Origin of the sequence: Acinetobacter brisouioides (assembly GCF_004331075.1) — a bacterium.
Lineage (GTDB): Bacteria > Pseudomonadota > Gammaproteobacteria > Pseudomonadales > Moraxellaceae > Acinetobacter.
Genome location: NZ_SJNX01000008.1, coordinates 131,274 through 152,332, shown reverse-complemented (window position 1 = coordinate 152,332; position 21,059 = coordinate 131,274). Strand labels below are relative to the sequence as shown.

Here is a 21,059-nt window from a genome sequence, read left to right as displayed (position 1 = left end):
TTAAGAATTAGTTTTAATGATTACAAGCTTATCTTTAGAGAATTTTAAATCTTTTAAAAAATTAGAAAATTTAAAAATTAAGCCACTAACAATTTTATTGGGGAGAAATAGTTGTGGTAAATCTTCAATTATTCAAAGTTTATTATTGTTGAAGCAAACACTCGATGAAGAAAATAATTCTGATTTAAATGTGGAGGGAAAGTACTTAAAATTTTCTAGCTTAAAGGACATTAGTTATGGTGTTCCAAAAATAAATGAAGCTAAGATTTCCTATGGGTTGGAATTTCAAAGAGATAAAAATAAATATAATATAAAAATTGAGTTTAAAAATAAAAAGTATGAAGAATCGTATATTCCAAAGTTGATTAAATTTATTTATGAAAGTGATGGTAAAGAAGTAAATTTTAATAATATTAATAATGAATTTTTATCAAAAAACATGAAATCAGTTTTGTCTGATATTAAAAAAAATAAAAAATTTAAAAATGTAATATCTACGGGGAAAGTTGAGACTGTTTTTAAAAACTTCATTCCAGTTAATATCAGATTAAAAGATCATACAGGTTTTGTTTTTCCTATATATTTTGTTTTTGATAACATGTATGTAGATGATTTTTCAAGAAACATTAGAAAGATTAAATATCTCAGTCCAATTAGAGCAAATCCTGAGCGTATCTATATCCATTATTCTAATAATGCTACAGATATAAGTGAAAGTGGGGCTAATATTGCTCATGTATTGTGGTCTAAAAAAAATGAAATTGTTAAATTTAATAATAAAGATTATAAACTGTTGGATGCTTTACATAAGAGTATTGAAATTTTAGGGTTGGGTCAGGAAATTTCATCTGAAAAAATCAGTGATATGATTTATCAAATTGATTTAAAAATTAGAAATTCCAATTCAGCTGTATCATTGGCAGATGTTGGTTTTGGCTACTCACAAGTATTGCCAGTAATTTTATTGGGATTGTTAAATAATGATGATAATCTATTGCTTATAGAGCAACCTGAAATACATTTGCATCCATCAAGTGCATCTAAATTAGCAGATTTGTTTTTGGCTTTTATCCAAGATAAGAAAAAATTTATTATTGAAACGCATAGCCAAGAATTGGTAAATAAGCTTCGCTTAAGGGTAATTCAAGATCCATCATTAAAAGAACTTATCAATATTGTTTTTATAGATCAAGATGAAAATGGCACTCAAATTAAGCAATTTGAGATAGATGAAACAGGTATGTTTCCAGAATGGCCTAAAGGGTTTCTGGATGAATCTGAAAATATTGCTAGAGAAATATTAAAAGCAAGAGTGAAATCAAGAAATGCCTGATATCACATTATGTCCACATTATTTAGTTGACTACCCTTATCAAAATGCTTCTGAAATTGAAGATAAAATAATAAATAGTTTAATTGGGATATTTGATATTATTAACAGTAATGAAAATATGAACTTAGTTCTCTCAGAAGAGATTTATAAAATTTATCAAAACACTTATCCTTGGAACTTATATGAAGATGAGAAATGGTCTGGTGTCTTAAATTTATGGTGTAGTGCAATATTGCCTGAATTGGGCAGAGTTAAAACTCTGAAGCATCCAAATTCTAAGAAAGAAATTTCAGAGAAACCTTGCAAAATTTTATCAGATTCAATTCAAATGATTTTTGAAGATTTCTTGGAGGTTTTTGGTAAGTATAGAATTGCTAAAATGAAACATGAGGAAGCAATATTTTCTCATGAAAATTGCGGTTATCCTGCTGATTATAAGGGTTATCTAATCTTAGATGAAAAATTACTTAATGTGGAAATACTGTTAAATCCTTGGTTAAGAGTTTATCCTAATAATATTAAATTACCTACTTCGGGTGAATATCAATTTATACCACCTAATACATGGAGTAATTCATTAACTCCTATCCGGCATCATAAAGCGCCTTATGGGTTTATTGATCATAATGGGCATATTTGGAAAATGGACCTATTGCATAAAGATCATTGGGATGTTCAGCTAAGTTCTGAAAGTTCAAGAGGGAATTATCTTAATATAACTCCAGAAGGAAGAATACTAGATAGATAGTAGTTTTCTGCTTAAATGTCTGAATATTGATTAAAAAATGCCTGTTCATTACCTATAAAATGCCTTAGTAATTAATTAAAAATAAGGTAAGCTTAGTTATGAAAAGCAAAAAGCTTTAACTCAAAGCCCCAACCTCACGGGGCTTATTTGTATCAAAATTTAAGACTTTCATCTTATAACAAAAACACAGCATCAAATTTCCATCGACCAAGAAAAATGGTTTTTGCGCATAAGTATCTTAAAAGTAATAAGAATTTCCTAAAACAGGTAGGCTTGGTTGTTCAAATTTATCAATTAAGCATTTTTTTAAATTATATAGTCATTTTAATTGGAAATAATGTGTAGACAAGCCTCTCATTTTGTCTATACTTTGAACACCATTTCTAAAATCTATGGAGAACAAAGATGGTAACTGCTGGCTCTCAACCTGGAACAGGCTTCTATTTTTGTGTCCAATGCGGACATCGCGTTTACTTAGAAATTGGTACAGATCGTTTACCTCCGTGTACCAAATGCCACAGCAATAAATTTAACGATAAAATTGCTTAAAGCTGCACATATAAAAACAGCTACTCTCTGTTTTTAAAAAAGCCCTATCACATGATAGGGCTTTTTACATTTGTGTATGTGCAATATGCAATAATCGTTAAGTTTTTGAAGCTTAAGTGTCAACTTACAGACTGTGCATGAAACTATTAACACTCAATCGAATTGACTGCTAAACCACCTTTTGAGGTTTCTTTATATTTATCTGACATATCTTTGCCTGTTTCCTTCATGGTCTGAATCACTTTATCAAGTGAAATAAAATGTTCACCATCATCATGCAGTGCCATCTGTGCAGCATTAATCGCTTTGACTGCTGCAATCGCATTACGTTCGATACACGGAATTTGCACTAATCCACCCACAGGGTCGCAAGTCAGCCCCAAATTATGTTCCAATCCAATTTCAGCCGCATGTTCAACCTGATCTGGTGTACCACCTAAAATTTCGGTCAATCCCGCAGATGCCATTGAACACGCTGAACCGACTTCACCCTGACAACCGACTTCTGCTCCTGAGATTGATGCTTTTAATTTACATAAAATACCCACTGCTGCCGCACTCAAGAAAAAACGGACGATTTTGTCTTCGGACAAATCTTGTGAGAAAGTGACGTAATAATATAAAACTGCAGGAATAATGCCTGCTGCGCCATTGGTTGGGGCAGTCACCACACGACCACCTGCAGCATTTTCTTCATTAACTGCCAGCGCAAATAAATTGACCCATTCCATGGCTGTAAATGTTGTATCAATTAAATTTGAGTTTTTCTTTTGCAATAACTGCTGATGAATCTTTTTAGCGCGACGTTTGACATTTAATCCACCAGGGAGAATGCCTTCATTTTGCAAGCCATTTTGAATGCACTCTTGCATGACTTGCCAAATGCCCATAATTTTTGTCTGAATTTCAGCTTCGCTGCGCCAGCTTTTTTCATTTTCCAACATCAGTTGACCAACACTCAAGTTGTGCTGCTTGCATAAGGCTAAAAGTTCTTTGGCACTACTAAACGGATACGGAATTTGGGTATCATCTGCGACCAATGAACCTTGCTGGATATGACTTTCATCGACAATAAACCCGCCACCGACTGAATAATAAGTGTTTTTGTAGAGTACATTGCCTTGACCATCGTCGGCGGTTAAGGTCATTGCGTTGGGATGGTAGGCTAAAGGTTCATCGGTAAACATCACATCGGTCGTATAGTCAAAAGCGATAGGGTGAGCCCCGTTTATAATCAAAGTTTTTTGTGCCAATGCTGTTTTTAATAAACCATCGCTTTGTTGGGTATCAATGCTTTCAGGGTCAAAACCCATTAAACCTAAAATTACAGCTTTGTCGGTGCTGTGACCAATCCCTGTCGATGACAAAGAACCATAAAGATGAATGCTGATTTTTGAAACCGATGTTAAAAGATGATGCTTTTCGAGGTATTGACTAAAGCTGTGTGCTGCCCGCATGGGGCCAACCGTATGTGAACTCGATGGCCCTACACCAATTTTAAATAAGTCAAATACACTAAGCGCCATATACTACGTCCTTGTTGGCTTAAATTTGGGGGAAATTAACTTGAAAAATAGATTGTTAGCATGATTGTGATATGAAATCTATAGAATAAATATGAATATTCTATTTATCTTAAGTAAAGATTTTGGAGCGTATAAACTTTGAACTTTGTAAAGAAAATATTCTTAATCTTTTAGAGTTAGGGGTGTTTTAGAGCTAGGTTATTGTGCTTATCTTCAAACTGAGCTTGTTTTGCTAAATGAGCATTACTCAGCAGCGTATGTTTTATTAAATATAAGTAACAGTATTGGTAAAAAAATGATAAATCAGGCTGAAATGTGCAATGAAATGAAGATTAATTTTTATAAAATAAGAATAATTTCTTAAAATGTTTTATTTTTCGGTAAAATTTTTCAAAAAATCCCTAAATGCGTTTATCTTAGAAAAACAATCCCATCATGATCTGACTAAACTATATTTCAAGGGTGTGATGGGGATCGAAAAGAGTAGCATGCACCGAAGCGTATAACGCAAGTGTGTACTCACCCAAAAGGTCTCGATTCGGCTTAGGACGCTATAAATCAAGAGTTTATAGGCATAAGGTCATCATTTACCAAGTCATGATTGTTGAAGTAAACCATAGAGTTTTCCCTTGACACCCTAAAAAATTCTCACATTCTAATAAATTTTCTATAGCTTATTTTCCTTCATAAAATTGCAATTCCTTAGATATTTCCTCTCTCGCATATCGATTTCTGTCATAGCTCTAAATATCTAAACACAGCTAAAATTCTGAATATTGAGCTTATCCATGCTCAGATCATCATGACAGTTGCAGATCTAAAACCATAAAACATTGGCTCAGTTACAAAAAAGTTTGGGCAAAAAGGCAAATTTTACCGTCTAAAGAAACGTTAATTTTTAGAAAAACTGTCTAGTTTGTAGCCAATCTAATAAATGCTTAAGAAATAGCTTTGTATTATGCTTTTTTCTAAATAATACCATCACGAAATTTTATACTTGGATCGTATAAAACCAATAAAGTCATTACGACCATCGCATGGCTTTTTTTTAATAATAAAAACAGTAGATTAGAAAACGGCAGAATTTTTTGTTTAAAAAAACGACAACGATCTGCTTTTTATTTTTGGTATTCAAAGGATTAGAATATGAAGTTTTTAACAAATAGCGCACTTGCTATTGCCGTTTATTTAAGTTTGAGTCATGCCTATGCCGTCGATTTAGACGCTGGGGATTATGACTATGCTCCAAGTGGTACGAATCTGGCAATTTTGTATTATCAGCACGCTACTCGAGATGCTTTATATAGTGGCAGTGACAAAGTTGTAGGGGACTATAGCCTGACTTCCGATGTCGGGATTGCCCGTTATGTGCATTACACCGACATTGCTGGGATTCATGTTGCACCACAAATTTTGATTCCTTTCGGGCGTTTAGATGCAGGTAAAGATATTTCAGATTTAGGCTCGAGCAGTGGCTTGGGCGATATTATTTTAGCCAATACATTCTTTTTATATAACAATGCCAGCACTCACAGCACTTTTGGTATTACGCCGTACTTGTTTTTGCCAACAGGTCAGTACTCAGCAACTAAGGCTCTGAATCTTGGAGAAAATCGCTACAAGTTGAATATACAGGCAGCCTATACCACACGTTTGACGCCAAAACTGGCGTGGGATGTGTCGGCGGATATGACCATTTATGGTAAAAACACCGATGCAATCGGTGGTGACAAGAAGCAGGATATTGGCTATCAGGTGCAGACCAATGCTCGTTATTTCCTGAATGATAAAGTCGATTTGCGTGCAGGTCTTTCTTATAGTGATGCAGGTGACACAAAACAGGCAGGTGTGACAAGCAATGGGACACAGCAAACCAAATTTTGGGTGGGGACAGGGATTAGCCCAACACCAACCACGCAAGTCATTGCGGCATATGGACGTGATCTAAAAGTTGAAAATGGTTTTAAAGAAGACAATCGTATTAATTTACGTTTCTTGAAGGCTTTTTAAGAAGCAATTTAGCCTAAGTAAAAAAAAGGCATTTCATATTTAGTAAAACTTCTCACTGAATATGGAATGCTAAAGAAATAATAGTTTTTTATATTTTATTTAAGATATTGTTTTTAAATATTTTATTTTAATTAAATTAAACTTGTATTTTTATCTTCTGCTGATTTTTTGCGCTATGATATTAAACGTAACCCACAAAAATAAGGCAACCTCATGAGTTATGAAGTCATACGACAAGTTTTACTTTATGCTACCTTGATTAACTATGCCATTTTAATGATTTGGTTTTTGCTGTTTGTTTTTGCACGCCAGTTCTTAAAACGTTTACAGGGCAGTTGGTTTAATTTGTCCGATAACACGTTTGATGTGATTCATTATTCGGGCATCGCCTTTTATAAAATTGCCATCATTATGTTTAATCTGGTGCCGTGGATTGCCATGACGCTTGCAAGAAATCCATGATTTGAACCAAAGAAGAAGGGTAAAGCAAACCATTCAACAGTTGCCATAAAATAGTCAAATCTTACTACCATCATGGAGATAAGATTAACAATATCGGGGAATTATGGACAATAATAGAAACTCAATGCATCAATGCATCGTATGCAAAAAAACTTTTCCCTTAAAAGTATTGATTCCTAGTGATGCGATTCGTGATGTAATTGCCGATGCGATTCTTAAAGACTATCCAGAATGGTCTGAGCAGAGCTTTATTTGTCGTTCTGATTTAGCGCACTATCGTATCCAATACGTACATTCTTTGCTCAAGTCAGAAAAAGGTGAACTGACCGATCTAGAGCAGGAAGTCGTTCTTAGCATGCAAAATCATGAGCTGATTACCAAAAATGTTGAGGTTGAACTTGATGAAAACTGGACATTTGGAGAAAGGTTAGCCGATAAAATTGCCAGTTTTGGTGGGAGCTGGACATTTCTGATTTTGTTTTTCATTTTTTTAGCAGCATGGATTGTTATAAATACCACGGTGGTGATGTTACATCCTATTGACCCGTATCCATTTATTTTTCTGAATTTAGTATTGTCCTGTATTGCAGCCGTTCAGGCACCCATTATTATGATGAGCCAGAACCGTCAGGAAGCCAAAGATCGGTTGCGTTCCCAACATGATTACCAGATTAATTTAAAGGCAGAGCTGGAAATTCGGCATTTACATGAAAAGATTGACCATTTACTGTCGCATCAGTGGGAACGTTTAGCACAAATTCAAGAAATTCAACTTGATTTGCTCAGTGAGATGAACAAAAGACGTTAGCTATATGTCAAGTTGACGATGCTAGATTGACAGCTGAAGGTGTCATTGTTATGTTGTCCGCATTGTTTTTTGTTTGAATTGTATTATGTCTGCCGATGTTGCGTTTGTGTATTGCCCACCACAAGAACCGTTACATACCATTTATGAAGATGATGATTTGCTCGTGATTAATAAGCCAGCAGGATTATTGTCGGTGATGGGGCGCTTACCAGAACATCAGGACAGCGCATATTTGCGGATTTTGCAGCAATATCCACAAGCCAAAGTCACACATCGGCTAGATATGGCAACTTCTGGGCTTTTGATGTTTGCTAAACACCGTGACGCTGAAGTTGCAGTGAGTAAAATGTTTCAGGCACGTCAGGTCACTAAACATTATGTGGCATTGCTTCAAGGGGAAATTACAGCAGAAGGTTGTGTTGAAGTTCCCCTCATTACTGATTGGCCAAATCGGCCTAAACAAAAAGTTGATTTTGAGCTAGGTAAAGCTGCCAAAACATTGTATCAACGTATAGAGTGTGATTTTGAGCTAGATATCAGTAGGGTAAAACTTACGCCAATTACAGGGCGGTCTCATCAGTTGCGCGTGCATATGGCACATATTGGGCATCCGATTATGGGTGACAAGCTGTATCATCCCGAACCGAAAAAATTTGCCTTGCCCCGTATGGCGCTACACGCTGCTTATCTGGCATTTCGGCAACCGTTAACTCAACATGAAATTGAGTTGGATTTACCTGCACCATTCTAGCCTGCCTATTCATGTTTAATAGTCATATTGTCGACAATATTTTTTGTTTGACATATCGCTAAACTGCAATAAAAATGAACTAAGCTAATTGTTATAACAATAGTTAGCACACAATAAGGACCTAACAATGACGCGTGATTATCAACAATTCCCTGATGATGAAAATGGCAACCTGCTTTGGCAAATGTTTGAAGATGGTAATGACCTTTGCGAGCCGCATGAAGTCGAATTTTCGATTGCGTTTGAGCAAAAGGAACAAGCAGAGAAATGTGCATTGCATTTATTGCATCAAGAGCAAAAGATCTCGTTATATCAAGAAGATCAGCACAGTGAACAAGAAAATTTGTGGATACTAAATGTTCACGTTAATATGATTTTGGAACATGAAGATTTAGTCGATTTGGAAGACTGGTTTGGTCGTATCGGCAAAGAATTCGGTGGTGAATATGATGGTTGGGGCTGCACCAGCTACCTGTTTGACTATGAAGAAGATGAAGAGTAATTCTTCTGATTTAAACATCTGAACAGATAAAAAAAGCCCAAGGTGAGTTAAAACTTGGGCTTTTTTATTGAAAAATTAAATCTCAAAGAGATCTTTTAAAAAACCGAATTCCCCCATAGTCGAATAGAATTGTCGACAATTTTGATTCATGATGCTATTTAGATTCATGCAAGGTGAGTCGTTTTTAAATATAGAGAAGATAGGAAAATAAGGAAATGGCTGCCCAAAAACAAATGACAATTCCAGCAACATATATGCGTGGTGGAACCAGTAAAGGCGTATTTTTTAACCTGAACGATTTGCCTGAGGCTGCACAGATCGCGGGCGAAGCACGTGACAAAATTTTACTGAGAGTAATTGGTAGCCCAGACCCGTATGGTAAGCAAATTGATGGCATGGGTGGGGCAACTTCAAGCACCAGTAAAACCGTGATTGTGGCAAAAAGCCAGCAGCCTGACCATGACGTTGATTATTTGTTTGGGCAGGTTTCAATCGATCAGGCTTTTGTTGATTGGAGTGGGAACTGTGGCAATTTATCTGCGGCAGTCGGCCCTTTTGCCATTCGTCACGGGTTGGTCGATGCCAACCGAATTCCTGAAAATGGAATTTGTACGGTACGCATTTGGCAGGCGAATATTCAGCAAACCATTATTGCCGAAGTGCCAATTGTTGAAGGTGAAGTGCAAGAACTGGGTGATTTTGAGCTCGATGGTGTCACTTTTCCTGCGGCTGAAATTTCGCTGGCGTTTTGTGAAGCAGTTGATCCTGAAGCAACAACAGGGATTTTCCCGACAGGCAAACTTAAGGAACAGCTTGATGTACCTGAGATTGGTTCATTTGAAGTGACTATGGTTCAAGCAGGAATTCCAACAGTGTTTTTACATGCTGAAGACTTGGGTTATCGTGGAACTGAGCTGCAAGATGATATTAACAATGATCCGAAAGCCTTGGCCAAACTTGAAAAAATCCGTGCTTATGCCGCGGTAAAAATGGGTTTAATTCAAGACATTACAGAAGCTGCAACGCGTCAGCATACACCTAAAATTGCATTTGCAGCTCAAGCTCAAAACTATGTCAGTTCAAGTGGTAAAGCCGTTGCTGCGACAGATATTGACCTGCTCGTTCGTGCTGTGTCGATGGGGAAATTGCATCACGCCATGATGGGAACAGCCGCCATTGCTATTGCAGCCGCAGCTTGCGTTCCAGGCACGATTTTATATGAAAAGCGTAGCTCAACAACAGGTAATAAAGTCTGTTTTGGTCATCCATCGGGGACTTTAACGGTTGGTGCTGAACTCATTGAAAAACAAGGAGTATGGCAAATGCAACAAGCGATTATGAGCCGTAGCGCACGTATTTTAATGAAAGGTGAAGTGTATTTGCCAGCCAATACATTTTAATCTGTTGAGCTAAGTTCAAGGCAAGCATCAGAAATGTGATCTCATGCTTGCCTATTAGATTATTTTGCAGTTGGGGCTTGCTACAAACCATGCTGAATTAAATGTAAACGTAAAATCCGTCGTAACTCTAACACCGCTTCAGGGGTTTCTTGAATAGAATGCCCACCGTGAATAATTTTCTCTGACGCAGCACCTTCTAAATGCGCGCTGCTATAAGGAACGATTCCATCCGTTATTTTTTGTTGATCATGGCTTTTGGTGTCATTTCCAATAATTGAATGAAAAATAAATCCTTTGGGTGGATTTACATTTTTGGTAAGCGCAATGAATTTGGATTTGTAACTGAGGTCGCTCGGGCCATTTTGAATAATACTTTGATTGAGCTGTTTGATGGTGCCTTTTACATTCAGATCACCTTCTAAAGTATCGTCAATCGCACCAATAAAAACACTTGGCACACGAATAATTCGACGTGCCATTTTCGTAAACCACAACTCAGCAAAAGCAGTGCCTTTGTTTGGAGAAGACAGGAAAATCGCCCGATTGAAATTGGGAATAGGTTGGATATTGAAGCGCTCAAGTATGACAGAGTCTGTTTTGTGTGCAAGCAAACTGCGGCTATTGTAAATTTTAAATGCAGGAGTGCTCAAGTTCTGATTGCTGACCAGTAAGCGTGCAATAATTCCACCCATAGAATGACCAATCAGCACGGCATCACTATACGCAGGTGCTTTAGGATCGACTAATGCAAAGGATTGTTTGAGTAAAGCATAAATTTGAAAACGACTTTCAATGATTGGCATATTGGTTGAGTAAAACACTTGCCAAACCTGATAATGCTCACGCAAAACAGGATCGCTCATAATATCATTCGTTAAGCGTACCCATGCTTCGGGGCTGCTTGCAAGACCGTGAATCAGCACAATAACTTTTTTGTTCGGGTTAAATGGTTCCAGCATATATAAATGTGGCATCACGATGTTTTTGTCGCGGTCAATCAGACTTAAATAAGCCGATTTGCCTAGATTATTTTGTGCTAGCCATAATCCATAGGGCACAGAGAAATTCGCAGCCAGTGGATAAGTGCTACGCTCAATACTGATTCGGTCATAATGATACGGGTCATGTATCTTGACGACCATAGGCGAATTGTCCAGTAAACTTTGTAAACTGGTGTTTTTTTCAGGTTCAATGGTAATGGTGCTTGCAAGGTAACGTGGAGCATGAATATTTGGATTACTTCCAGTGTTAAACTGGTAGCGTAGAGGATCTAAAATATACTTATTTTCTTCATTGCGTTGCTTTTTGGGCAAGACCACCACAAATTCTGAGCCAAAGCCATCCCGTCGGTTAATGGAACGTAGCCCTGAAAAATTCATATTGTAACTTGAAAGATAGCTCGCAATTGGTTGATGCGCTAAATCTGGATAGTCACTAAAGTCAATTTGATAAGTGCTATTGCCAATCTTGATGCTAGAAGATTGGTTCATGGTTTGTTTTTGTTGTTCTATAGATTGGGCGGGGTATGCGGAGGCAAGTTTGGCAATTGCCTGATTGTAAAAGTCGCGAACTTGAACTTGTCGGTTATCAAAAATGCGTTGCGTGGGTTCTCGAGTAGAGCGAAACAGATAGGCGTAACTATAACGAATACTTTTGTCGAGCATTTCACCTTCTTGTGCAATGCAGCTAGAAAATAGTTGCTGCTGTTGTTGATGTTTTTCTGAAAGATGTTGCTTGGGTTTAGGTTTTTTCTTACAGGCAGATGAGTTTTCTAATAATTTGGCTTTCGCTAGGTACAACTCGCTAGCAGTGGAAAATAATTGTTCTTGTGGAATTTGCTGCATATTTTTTAAACATGCTACGGGACTCTCAATACAGCTTTTGGCTTCACGCCCTGTCATGGATAAGACATTTAAACTGGCTTCGCTCAGTTGGTCGTGCGTAAGAATACTGTCACGCTCATTGGAAATAGTCACATTTAACGCTTGCCGTTTGACATTGACGACCTGACAGCCACTTAACATGATGCTGGATAGACCAATCAACAAAAATGTAGATTTCAACAGTTTTACATGCATAGTGCCTAAATCTGCAACAGAGAAAAGAGTTAAAAGAAGCATACGAAATTACGGGCATTTTTCAATGCGAAAAATATAAAAGGCGACCAAAACAGTCACCTTTTATATTTTTTAAGAGTATTCCGCCCTGAGGTATATTTATATTGGAGTTTTATTTCAAGACGAAGAAAATCTGTATTTAAAGTAGAGCTATAAAAATGCCTGCAAAAATCATCATACCCACCCAGCGATTATGCAAGAATGTTTTGAAACAACGCTGTGGTTCACGCTGACGAGTTTGCATCCATTGATAAACATAGTCCGCGATTACAGCACACAGTGCAATTGTACCGTAAGGATTCAGTAAGTCTTCCAGATACAACGCTGCACCAATCAATAACACACTGGCTGCCTGTAATAAATTAATAATCTGAATATCATAACGACCAAATAAAATTGCGGTGGATTTCACACCAATTTTTAGGTCATATTCACGGTCAGTAATTGCATATTGGGTGTCATAAGCCACTGTCCAAGCTAGATTGCCGAAATATAACAACCAACATGTTAAATCCAGTGGACGTCCCATGGCGGTAAATGCCATAGGGATTGCCCATGAAAATGCTGCACCTAAAAATACCTGTGGCAAATGGGTGTAGCGTTTCATAAATGGATAAATGAACGCCAAAATGAGTGCGCCAAAAGAACAATAAAAGGTTGCGATTGGTAAAAAGAACAGCAGACAGGCACTGGCAGCGACCAAAGCCAAAAATACCATTACCGCTTCAATCGGTTGAATGACGCCTGTTGCCAGTGGGCGTTGCTTGGTACGTGCAACATGACCATCGACTTTACGGTCAGCAAAGTCGTTAATCGCGCAGCCCGCGGCACGCATAAAAATCACACCGAGAAACATCACAATAAAGGTTTTTAAATCAGGGAAACCTTTTGCAGCAATCCACAGTGCCCACATGGTTGGCCAAAGCACCAGCTCTGTGCCAATCGGTTTGTCAAAACGGCACAGGTAATAATATGCTTGTAAGCGCTGTTGCCAGTTGGTATGTTGTACAGTTGCCATGCCAGTCCTTCATCGCAATGTTTGAATAAAGCGTTCAAATGCAGGTAAAAAAGTTTCTTGAACAATAAACTTGCAGCCGTGCCAAGTATAACAACTTTGCCGTGTCCAGCCCTCATTCAAATGCAGTATCCGCCGTTCACAGTGCGGCGTCGTACGTTGAAATAAGTAATGTCCAATTGGACGTTGACCCAAATGCCGAAAGCGTCTTGCTTTACCTTGCAGGCTTAAAATCGGAAAAATACTTTTGGCACGTACCCACGGCTCGGCTTCACAGCCGTATAAAAAGACTTCTCGTACCCATGCAGTATGTTGATGTGGCATATTCAGCCATAAACTGTCTTGGCGCTGCATGCGCTGAAAAGATTCTTGAAGTGGCTCTACCCGAAACTGCCCACCTGCAAGCTGAGTGAGTTGCTGAGTCAGTGAGCCTGAGGCATATAGCCAAGATTTTAAATGGGAATCAAGCCCTTGTGGATAATGCTGAGTCATATGCAGTGTCTTGTTGCGTGGTCAGTCGTACAATTTATTCGAAAGCCATTCACGTGGAGCAAACATTGTAATGTACCGATGCAAATTGATGAAGTCATAAATTTTAACTTGTTATAAATTATCATTATTTTATTTGAATTTTCCTGTAATTTGACTGCATTTTTTCACGCTAAGCATTGAATTTTCAAGTGTCGTTTTGCTCGAAATTAACCATATTAGAGTGAGATTAAAATTGAGTTACGAAAGCAGGGCAATAAACTTTATATAAACAAATGTTATTTGCTCGGTTTAAAAATCAGAATAATGAATGGCTTAAAGTAGTTTGATCTGTAGTATCCAATGATTGTACACGGCAATGTATAACCCTATAGCCAGAATAGAGGTATAAGAAAATTATACCGATTTTACAATGCTGACTAGAAACTGCTTTATTAGTAATTTTCGGGAGTGATCGTGTAGGAAAATTATAACTTCTTACATCCACAAATTATGAATGCTTAGTTAGCATGCCTTATTAAAATTTATAATTCTTAAACTGCTGCTGACCTTGAGCATCAATCTCTAAAATCATGGCTTCGCCTGTTTTTTCACACCAGTCACCGAGTACAATACGCTGTTTATGATTGATTTCTGTGTGAATCATGGGGCGGTGTGTATGCCCATGAATTAAAATATCAACATTTCTGAGTGCAGCATCAACAGCCTGTTGATTGACATCCATAATGTCATAATGTTTTTCTTGTTTGGATTCATTACTTTTTTGTCGAAAACCTTCAGCCAGTTTTTTGCGAAAACTTAAAGGTGTACGTCGCAAAATAAACAGTAAAACTGGATTACGAATAATTTTTTTAAAGCGCTGATAGGCAATATCATCGGTACACAGCGCATCACCGTGTTCAAGGCGATAAGACTGGTGATGAATCTTTACTGTTGCTATATCAGGGAGTAATTGACCTGAAAATTGATTGAGGAACTTTTGACTTAAGGCGAAATCACGGTTGCCAACTTGGAAATAAACCTGATTTCCCTGTGCAGTAAACTGTTGTAGCGCTTGCACAATTTCGTCAAGCCATGCTGAACGGTTATCATCACCAATCCATGCATTGAACCAGTCACCCAAAATATAAAGTTGGGTTTGCTTTTGCTGATAGTCTTGCAATAAAGCTAAAAACCCTCGAACGAGTCGAGGGTGATTAGGTGACAAATGTAAATCAGAGATAAACAGATAGGTCACAAAAGCATCCTAAAATTATTCAGCGATAATTTTAGCAGTTTCAATTACAACATTTTCAAGAGGAACGTCAGCGTGGTAACCACGGTTGCCTGTACGTACGCCTTTAATTTGTTCAACAACGTCTATACCTTCAACAACTTTACCAAATACAGCGTAGCCCCAACCTTGTGTGGTTTTGCCAGTGTGGTTTAGGAAAGAGTTGCTTTTTACATTGATAAAGAACTGTGCAGAAGCAGAGTGAGGCGCTTGAGTACGAGCCATCGCAATAGTGCCAGCATCGTTGCTTAAACCATTGTCAGCTTCGTTTTCAATTGCATCACGAGTTGCTTTTTCTTTAAAGTTTTCGTCGAAACCGCCACCTTGGATCATGAAACCATCGATTACACGGTGGAAAATTACACCATCATAGAAACCATCACGTACATATTCTAAAAAGTTTGCCACTGTTTTAGGCGCTTTTTCGCTGTTAAGCTCAAGAACAATACGACCTTTATTGGTGTTTAATTCGACTTGAGGAAAACTCATTACATAATCTCCTAGGCATGGCAAAAAAAGCCACGGGTTTTTTTGTTGAGAGAAGCATAAGCAAACTGTAAACTAGATAGCAAGTATAAACGTTATTTTGTTTGAGAAAAGAGCCTGATAGCGTTTAAATTATCCTAAATTTTTAACCAAGAAGTGATTTATCCATTATGAAGCCGAATGATGCTGTTTCAAATCTGCCAAATATACCGACACCGAATAGCCAAGCCACTGTCGATGCTGCGCAGCAAGAACAACAGCCCGGCTTAGACTTTATTCGTCAAGTCATTACCGATGATGTTGCAGCAGGACGTACCGCGACTGTTGTGACTCGTTTCCCGCCAGAGCCAAATGGTTATTTGCATATTGGTCACGTAAAAGCCATTTGCTTGAACTTTGGTGTTGCTCAAGAATTTGGTGGCTACTGCAACTTACGTTTTGATGATACAAACCCAGATGCAGAAGAACAAGAATATGTCGATGGTATTGCCAATGATGTGAAATGGCTCGGATTTAACTGGAAAGGTGAACCATGCTACGCTTCGAGTTATTTTGATCAATTATACGCATGGGCTGTACAACTGATCGAACAAGGCGATGCTTATGTTGATTTGCAAACACCTGAAGAAATTAAGTTAAACCGCGGTAACTTTGTTGAACCTGGTAAAAACTCACCTTATCGTGATGCAACTGTACAAGAAAATCTTGAACGTTTTGAAAAAATGAAAGATGGTACATTTGCTGAAGGTCAGGCAGTTCTGCGTGCCAAAATTGATATGGCTAGCCCAAATGTCCATATGCGCGATCCGATTTTGTATCGTATTTTGCATTCTGAACATCATCAAACAGGCGACAAATGGAAGATTTACCCAATGTATGACTATGCTCATCCATTGTCAGATGCCATTGAAGCCGTAACACATTCTCTTTGTACTTTAGAATTCCAAGATCACCGCGCGTTTTATGACTGGGTGATTGAGAAAGTTCATTCTGTTGCTGTACCGCGTCAGTACGAATCTTCACGTTTAAACATTGATTACACCATCACCTCAAAACGTAAATTACGCCGTTTGGTGGAAGGCAACTTTGTACAAGGTTGGGACGATCCACGTATGCCAACTGTAGTCGGTATGCGTCGCCGTGGTTTTACTGCTGAAGGCTTACGTGATTTCTGTAAACGTGTTGGCGTATCAAAAACTGACGGTGTGGTGGATGTTGCTATGCTGGAGTTCTGTATTCGCCAATCACTTGAAAATAGTGCAGCGCGTGGTATGGCAGTGCTTAATCCACTCAAAGTGACTTTAACTAATTTGCCTGAAGATATGGACTTGGCTCATGCACGTCATCCAAACGTAGACATGGGCGAGCGTATCATTCCACTGAGCAAAGAAATTTACATTGATCGTAAAGACTTTGAAGAAGTGCCACCAAAAGGCTTTAAACGCTTGATTCCTGAAGGTGAAGTGCGTTTACGTCATGCCTATGTTATTAAGTGTGATGAAGTGATTAAAGACGAAAATGGCGAAGTGGTTGAACTAAAATGCTCAATTGATCCTGCAACCTTAGGTAAAAACCCTGAAGGTCGTAAGGTGAAAGGTGTCATTCACTGGGTATCTGCAAATCAAGGTATTCCTGCTGAAGTGCGTATTTATGACCGTCTATTTAGTGTTGCAGACCCTGAGCAAGGCGAAGATTTCTTGGAAAATCTCAATCCAAACTCACTGACTGTACTACAAGCGGTGATTGAGCCTGCTTTGGCACAAGCCAATCCAGAAGATCGCTTCCAGTTTGAGCGTGAAGGCTACTTTGTTGCAGACCGTTATGATCACAGTGCAGAAAAACCAGTGTTTAACCGCATTTTGGATTTAAAAGATAGCTTTAAGCCTGAGAAAAAATAATTGATTTAAGATCAATACTTTTTGCAAGATATTTGCAAGATAGATGAGCTTATCAGCCAAGCCCTTAGAGAAATCTGAGGGCTTTTCTTTTGATAAAAGTTGTTATGGGTTTGTATGGAAATTTCTCCAAAAACCTAAAAACAAGATAATAAAATTGATTAAAAAAGCATTGGAAAGGAAAAAATAAGTTTTTATGGTTAAAATGTGAAAAAAAATTCCAAAAAGATGTTAAATTAGGATTATTCAGGAAAATAATTCGAAATGACCGTTGCTATAGTATGAATCAGGGTGTGATGGGGATCGAGAAGATTGGTTAGCCAATATTGGGAGATAACGTGCTAACCTCGCTCACAAAGTATCGACTCGGCTTTTAGACACAATCAACCACAAGTTGCTTGCCAAAGGCTTAATGTTAGCATCATTAAGTTGTCAAAAGTAAACATAAGTTTTCCCTTGACCCTTAAAAATTCTGGTCTGCAATTATAAAAATACATTTCTTATTATTTTTCCAAAATTAAATTATGGAAAAAATCATGCAATTAGACCGTTATGACAAACAAATTCTTGAAATTTTGACTCATGAAGATTTAAACCTTAATGAGCTATCCGAGCGTATTAACTTATCTGTTAGCTCGGTACATCGCCGTATCAAACATCTGATTGAATCTAAGATTATGACCAATTTGAAGCGGGAAATTAATTACGCCAAATTGGGTTTTACCTTGCATATTTTGCTGCAAGTCTCTCTGAATAAACACGACAGTGAAACATTTGACAGCTTTTTAGAGCAAATTGAAGCTATTCCTGAAGTGATTAATGCCTATCTGGTTACAGGGCAGAGCGCTGATTTTATTGTCGAGCTTGTGGCAAAAAATATGGAAGACTATAGCGAGATTTTACTACGCCGTATCGCTAAAATTGAAAATGTGGTCGCGTTACATTCGAGCTTTGTGATTAAAAAATATGATGTTTTTAATTGTTATAATATGTTGAGCCGCGTTTAAGGCTCAACACGATTGAATTCAAAATGCGGTTAAAAACTGGTTTCAATCGCATGTATCATATTGACCAAAACCTGATTTACAGGCGTTGCTACATGGTACTTTAAACCTAGTTGAATCACAGTTTCCCCAAAAATCGCTACTTCAGTTTTACGTTTGGCTAAAATGTCCTGACACATTGAGGTATATGCCTGATCATTGAGCTGAAGCATCGGCGTAAGAATCTCTTTGTGGTCTTGCTCGGTTAATGCAATACCTGCGACATGCGCAATATCAAGTACTTCTTGTGCAGCAGAAAACATGAGTTGCTGTACATAAGGATTTGTTTTGACTTCGCCATACGGAATTTTCAAAATCGCTGTGACCTGATTAGCAGCGACATTCAACATAAACTTTTTCCAAAGCGCATATTGCATATCGACAGGGGTTTGATGGGGAATCTGTGCCTGCTCAAATAAATGCTGTACCTGTTGCACATCGGAGCTTGGTGTTTGGTTGTTCTGTTCACCAAATACCAAGAAGCCTGCTTTAGAGTAGTTGACATGGGTGTCTTGGCGAGTTGCATCCATGGCCACGCCATAAGCATAAAAAGGATGTTGTGGTCCTAACTGCTCGGCAATCATATTTTCGCTGCTAATACCATTGAGCAAGGAAATAATGCGGGTTTTAGGCTGAAGGATTTCACGACATAATTCAATGGCTTCATGCAATTGTGCAGCTTTAACCCCGATAATAATCAGGTCAGCTTTGGGTGCATGTCTACTTTGTTCAGGAGTAACATAGTCAAAATCATATTTTTTATTGTTGACCCAGAAACCATCGTGTTCATAGCGCGTTTTACGCTGTTCATCTAAGATGACATGCACAAGTTCAGGGTTATAGTCATAAAGTTTAGATGCGTAAAGCGCACCCATTGCACCCAGTCCAATCACATAAATATGTTGAATTTGATCTAGCATGGCAATTCCATTTTTAAGTTCAATATTTTATGGAATAGTGTATAAAAAAAGCTAAATAAATGCCTGATAAAAATGCATTAAGGACGTGCTTTGCTCAATTATCAAGAGGGGTATTAAAAAAAGAGGCCAATCACATGACGTGATTGACCTTTAAAAGCGCGGGAGAGTTACGCAGAAGCTTTTGGTTGAATCATATTTTCAATTGCAAGGATTTCAGAAAGTTGCTCTTCAGATAACAACTTTTCTGCACGAATTAAATCCAGTACATTGCGGTTTTCAACATTTGCAGTTTTTGCAATACGTGTTGTGTTTTCATAACCAAGGTACGGGTTCAATGCAGTCACGATACCGATTGAATTTTCTACCAAGTTTTTGCAATGTTCAGGGTTTGCAGTCACGGTGTTGATACATTTATCTGTAAACATCAACATTGCTTTTGCAAGTAAATCAATTGATTCAAACAATTTGAAAGCAATTAATGGTTCCATTGCGTTAAGTTGAAGCTGACCTGCATCGGCTGCCAAAGTAACGGCCAAGTCGTTTGCAATCACTTGGAAAGACGCCAAGTTAACTGCTTCAGGAATCACAGGATTCACTTTACCTGGCATGATAGAGCTACCTGGTTGGCGTGGCTCAAGGTTAATTTCATTTAGACCTGTACGTGGGCCGCTTGAAAGTAAACGTAAGTCGTTGGCAATTTTTGACAATTTAGTCGCAGTACGTTTTAGCAAACCTGAGAATAAAACAAAGTCGCCCATGTCTGAAGTTGCTTCAACAAAATCAGGTGCAGCTTGGATGTTTTCTTTGGTGATTGCAGCTAATGCAGAAATTGCATACGGTGCATACGCCGCTTCAGTGTTAATCCCTGTACCGATTGCAGTACCACCAAGGTTTACATAGCCAAGCATGTCTGGTGAAATCGCATTGATTTTGTCGAGGTCTTTTTGCAAAGTGGTCGCAAAAGCTGCAAATTCCTGACCCAAAGTCATTGGTACAGCATCTTGTAACTGGGTACGACCCATTTTCAAGACATCTTTAAACTCAGCCGCTTTGTTTGAGAATGCTTGAATCAAAGTTGCAAACGCAGTTTGTAAGCCTTTCAAACTCAACAATAAACCGACACGAATCGCAGTTGGGTAAACGTCATTGGTTGATTGAGACATGTTCACGTCATTGTTTGGGTGTAGGTGTTTGTATTCACCTTTTGCAAAACCCATGTGCTCTAACGCCACGTTTGCAATCACTTCATTGGCATTCATGTTGGTTGAAGTACCCGCACCACCTTGAAGCATGTCGATAGGGAACTGGTCGTGATAATGACCATTGATTAACTGTTGGCAAGCAAACTCAATCGCTTGGTATTTTTCTTCGCTAAGTTTGCCAAGTTTGTGGTTGGCTTCTGCACAAGCCTGTTTAACCATTGCAAGTGCAATAATAAAATTTGGATGATTACTAATTTTGCTGTGTGTTAAGTTAAAGTTTTCAATAGCTCTAAGTGTCTGAACACCAAAGTAAAATTGGTTAGGAATATCACGATAGCCTAAAAGATCTTTTTCTGAGCGAACTGAAACATTAGTATTCATATTTGGTAACAATCAAGAGGAGATAGCCAAATCATAAAAACAAAAAAGCCAAATTGATAATGCATAAAATTCTTGAGATATGTATTTTTTGCATAGTATTCATCAAAAAATGGATATGTATTTTCCGCATCATGTGTGCGTATAATTCA

19 protein-coding genes are annotated in these 21,059 nt (G+C 37.9%); 11 read left to right on the top strand and 8 right to left on the bottom strand.

All coding sequences use genetic code 11. The features are described from left to right. The first annotated feature begins 16 nt into the window (after positions 1-16). From E0H77_RS11850 to E0H77_RS11840, 3 genes are all read left to right on the top strand, one after another. Positions 17-1,333: a DUF3696 domain-containing protein gene (locus E0H77_RS11850; protein WP_131378235.1), complete on the top strand. Its 1,317-nt coding sequence runs from the start codon at positions 17-19 to the stop codon at positions 1,331-1,333. After that, positions 1,326-2,081, top strand: a complete 756-nt coding sequence (locus E0H77_RS11845; protein ID WP_131378233.1) for a hypothetical protein — start codon at positions 1,326-1,328, stop codon at positions 2,079-2,081. Before E0H77_RS11850 ends, E0H77_RS11845 begins: the two co-directional genes overlap by 8 nt. 405 nt (positions 2,082-2,486) lie before the next feature. Continuing rightward, complete coding sequence (locus E0H77_RS11840; RefSeq protein ID WP_131378231.1) at positions 2,487-2,630, top strand: zinc ribbon-containing protein; 144 nt, start codon at positions 2,487-2,489, stop codon at positions 2,628-2,630. A 146-nt stretch (positions 2,631-2,776) separates the two neighbouring features. Here E0H77_RS11840 and E0H77_RS11835 read toward each other — a convergent pair whose 3' ends face one another. Beyond that, on the bottom strand, positions 2,777-4,156 hold the full coding sequence (locus E0H77_RS11835; RefSeq protein WP_131378229.1) for an L-serine ammonia-lyase: 1,380 nt from the start codon (positions 4,154-4,156) through the stop codon (positions 2,777-2,779). 1,146 nt (positions 4,157-5,302) lie between these two features. Between E0H77_RS11835 and E0H77_RS11830 the strand changes: the two genes are divergently transcribed. The 6 genes from E0H77_RS11830 to prpF all read left to right on the top strand — a co-directional run bounded on the left by E0H77_RS11830 (position 5,303) and on the right by prpF (position 10,089). Next, a complete protein-coding gene (locus E0H77_RS11830) occupies positions 5,303-6,166 on the top strand; it encodes a transporter (protein WP_131378227.1) in 864 nt (287 codons plus the stop codon). Between the two features lie 213 nt (positions 6,167-6,379). After that, positions 6,380-6,628 carry a DUF6868 family protein gene (locus E0H77_RS11825; RefSeq protein WP_131378225.1) on the top strand — a complete coding sequence of 83 codons (249 nt, stop codon included), beginning with the start codon at positions 6,380-6,382 and terminating at the stop codon, positions 6,626-6,628. Positions 6,629-6,731: 103 nt separating this feature from the next. Continuing rightward, positions 6,732-7,436, top strand: a complete 705-nt coding sequence (locus E0H77_RS11820; protein ID WP_131378223.1) for a DUF1003 domain-containing protein — start codon at positions 6,732-6,734, stop codon at positions 7,434-7,436. An 85-nt stretch (positions 7,437-7,521) separates the two neighbouring features. After that, entirely contained in the window at positions 7,522-8,187 is a 666-nt protein-coding gene (locus E0H77_RS11815; protein WP_131378221.1) for a pseudouridine synthase, read from the top strand. 127 nt (positions 8,188-8,314) lie between these two features. Continuing rightward, complete coding sequence (locus tag E0H77_RS11810; RefSeq protein WP_131314216.1) at positions 8,315-8,689, top strand: ribonuclease E inhibitor RraB; 375 nt, start codon at positions 8,315-8,317, stop codon at positions 8,687-8,689. Positions 8,690-8,904: 215 nt separating this feature from the next. Continuing rightward, positions 8,905-10,089 (top strand): 2-methylaconitate cis-trans isomerase PrpF, encoded by a 1,185-nt coding sequence (gene prpF / locus E0H77_RS11805; protein ID WP_131378219.1) that lies wholly within the window; start codon positions 8,905-8,907, stop codon positions 10,087-10,089. An 80-nt stretch (positions 10,090-10,169) separates the two neighbouring features. On the opposite strand, the gene E0H77_RS11800 is transcribed toward prpF, so the two are convergent. From E0H77_RS11800 to E0H77_RS11780, 5 genes are all read right to left on the bottom strand, one after another. Then, complete coding sequence (locus tag E0H77_RS11800) at positions 10,170-12,209, bottom strand: esterase/lipase family protein (RefSeq protein WP_171478346.1); 2,040 nt, start codon at positions 12,207-12,209, stop codon at positions 10,170-10,172. Positions 12,210-12,345: 136 nt separating this feature from the next. After that, complete coding sequence (gene ubiA, locus E0H77_RS11795; protein ID WP_131378215.1) at positions 12,346-13,224, bottom strand: 4-hydroxybenzoate octaprenyltransferase; 879 nt, start codon at positions 13,222-13,224, stop codon at positions 12,346-12,348. Positions 13,225-13,233: 9 nt separating this feature from the next. Continuing rightward, positions 13,234-13,713 carry a chorismate--pyruvate lyase family protein gene (locus E0H77_RS11790; RefSeq protein ID WP_004901557.1) on the bottom strand — a complete coding sequence of 160 codons (480 nt, stop codon included), beginning with the start codon at positions 13,711-13,713 and terminating at the stop codon, positions 13,234-13,236. 514 nt (positions 13,714-14,227) lie between these two features. After that, the gene (locus tag E0H77_RS11785; protein ID WP_131378213.1) at positions 14,228-14,947 is read right to left on the bottom strand and encodes a UDP-2,3-diacylglucosamine diphosphatase; all 720 of its coding nucleotides are present in this window, start codon (positions 14,945-14,947) and stop codon (positions 14,228-14,230) included. Positions 14,948-14,962: 15 nt separating this feature from the next. Then, on the bottom strand, positions 14,963-15,472 hold the full coding sequence (locus E0H77_RS11780; protein WP_131378211.1) for a peptidylprolyl isomerase: 510 nt from the start codon (positions 15,470-15,472) through the stop codon (positions 14,963-14,965). A 167-nt stretch (positions 15,473-15,639) separates the two neighbouring features. On the opposite strand from E0H77_RS11780, the gene E0H77_RS11775 reads away from it, so the two are divergent. Together E0H77_RS11775 and E0H77_RS11770 are read left to right on the top strand one after the other, a co-directional pair. Beyond that, a complete protein-coding gene (locus tag E0H77_RS11775; protein ID WP_131378209.1) occupies positions 15,640-17,367 on the top strand; it encodes a glutamine--tRNA ligase/YqeY domain fusion protein in 1,728 nt (575 codons plus the stop codon). 533 nt (positions 17,368-17,900) lie between these two features. After that, on the top strand, positions 17,901-18,371 hold the full coding sequence (locus tag E0H77_RS11770; RefSeq protein WP_004752070.1) for an Lrp/AsnC family transcriptional regulator: 471 nt from the start codon (positions 17,901-17,903) through the stop codon (positions 18,369-18,371). A 29-nt stretch (positions 18,372-18,400) separates the two neighbouring features. Here the strand turns inward: E0H77_RS11770 and E0H77_RS11765 are convergent, their stop codons facing one another. Beyond that, entirely contained in the window at positions 18,401-19,327 is a 927-nt protein-coding gene (locus tag E0H77_RS11765) for a ketopantoate reductase family protein (protein ID WP_131378207.1), read from the bottom strand. 167 nt (positions 19,328-19,494) lie between these two features. Next, on the bottom strand, positions 19,495-20,910 hold the full coding sequence (locus E0H77_RS11760; RefSeq protein WP_131378205.1) for an aspartate ammonia-lyase: 1,416 nt from the start codon (positions 20,908-20,910) through the stop codon (positions 19,495-19,497). Positions 20,911-21,059 lie beyond the last annotated feature (149 nt).